The organism is Gracilibacillus thailandensis (assembly GCF_010994055.1).
GTDB lineage: Bacteria > Bacillota > Bacilli > Bacillales > Amphibacillaceae > Gracilibacillus > Gracilibacillus lacisalsi.
Genome location: NZ_WJID01000137.1, coordinates 1 through 2025 on the forward strand (window position 1 = coordinate 1; position 2025 = coordinate 2025).

Here is a 2025-nt window from a genome sequence, read left to right on the forward strand (position 1 = left end):
AAAGCGATCTTCTTTACAAAAGTTAGCTGAAGACACGGCGTGCCTAGCAAGTCGTTAATTACTTGTTGGTGAAAGTCCAATCCAAGTAAGGGCCAAGTCGCTTGGTAGCTGACAGGTAACTGGTAGAGAAATCTTAAGGTTAGAGCCCTGTATCAGCAAACTAACAGATCGTAACATAAAGTGAATCCTGCCGCCTCGTAACCAGCACCCATGGAAATGGGACAAAGAGAAGTCGAACCTGGCGTGTAATGGTGAAGACCACGGACGATGTGTAGAACTTGGAAAACAGCATCAAAGAATCTCTCGGGGTAGGGGGAGCGATATGTTAGGAAAGTAATTAACGGAACTAGGGAGACCCTCCTCATCACTCTATAGGAGTAAAGCAGAAACTTATAAGTCATGTGTGAACGAAATAGTGGATGGATGAGAGGGAGTCGGAGGAGGTCATAGTACCGATGATGATAACGACAACATAACGTTATCTAGGGAAGGACCTCTACTTTGTTCATATGTTCAGAAAGGGGTAAGAGTAAGTGAATGTCAAAGAATTGACTAACTACACCAATAAAGTAAAAGCTCGAGAACTCTGGAAAACATTATATCTTTGTGCCAAGGCAAGTCCAACTCGTAGATTTCATGCAATATATGATAAGATACATCGTTCTGACATACTTTGGGAAGCATGGCAACGAGTAAAACGAAAGAGAGGTAGTGGAGGGATAGATGGGCAAACCATCGAAGAAATTATAGTGAAATATGGGGAAAAGAAGTTCTTGGAAGAGTTACAATTGGAACTTCAGCAGAAACAATATCATCCTCAACCTGTATTAAGAACCTATATTCCAAAGGAAAATGGGAAGAAACGTCCCTTAGGAATCCCTACTATTAAAGATCGTGTAGCACAAATGGCAACGAAGCTGGTCATAGAACCAATCTTTGAAGCAGACTTCCACGATTGTTCATTTGGTTTTCGTCCGAAGCGAAATGCTCATCAAGCGATGAGCAAAATTCGGAAAGTAAGTAAGAAATGTACTTGGGTAGTCGACGTCGATATCCAAGGATATTTTGATAATATCAATCAGGATAAATTGATGAAGTTAGTAGGGCAACGGATCAGTGACCGTCGAGTATTAAAACTTATTCGCAAATGGTTAAAAGCAGGGGTGATGGAAGAAGGTAATATAAGAGATACGATCACCGGAACACCTCAAGGTGGCGTTATTTCACCTCTTTTAGCGAATATTTACTTGAATGCCATGGATAAGCTATGGGAAGAAAAGTTTCAACACATAGGGGAACTGGTTCGTTATGCAGATGACTTGGTCATCTTGTGCAGAACCAAAAAGCAAGCGCTGGAAAGTATACGTGTGATACAAGCAATCATGGATAAGTTAGATCTATCCGTTAACAAAGAGAAGTCTAGATTAGTGAACCTTTGGAATGATACAGATGGTTTTGACTTCCTAGGTTTCCATAACCGAAAACTACCGATTCGAAGAAAAGGTGGATTCACGCTCTATGTCATGACCCATATCCCAAAACACAATGCCATGAAGAAAATGCGTGCCAAAATCAAAGCATACACGGAATCTCGAAGTAAGTTACACATGGATATACGTGAGCTAATTAAGGGGCTAAACCGTCGCTTACAAGGCTTTAAGAACTACTATTCTATTTCTTCTAAAGCGAAGAAGTGGTTAAGACGTATTGATTGGTACGTATTGGAACGTCTGAACTTATTTATAAATAAGAAACGCAATAGACGTAAACGGCACTGGTATTTAATCGAAACGAAGAACGCAGTAGATCATCTATTGGTGAAATTGGCTAGTTAGTACTGACGTAATGCCAAAGAATGAAGAACATCGGAAAGCCGTATGAGGGAAAACCTCACGTACGGTTTGATGAGGGGAAACAGGAGGAGGATACAACTTCAAGTCAGGCTTAGTAAGGTGGAAAACCCTGAAACCCGAAGACAAGAATGTAATATCCAATCCCTGTTTTCTACTCTACCCCCACGGAAAG

General features: G+C 40.9%; 1 protein-coding gene. It reads left to right on the plus strand.

Annotated features, from left to right (window positions below; all coding sequences use genetic code 11):
• Window positions 1-533: 533 nt before the first annotated feature.
• Window positions 534-1835: a group II intron reverse transcriptase/maturase gene (ltrA, locus tag GH715_RS21175; RefSeq protein WP_163578831.1), complete on the plus strand. Its 1302-nt coding sequence runs from the start codon at window positions 534-536 to the stop codon at window positions 1833-1835.
• Window positions 1836-2025: the final 190 nt, after the last annotated feature.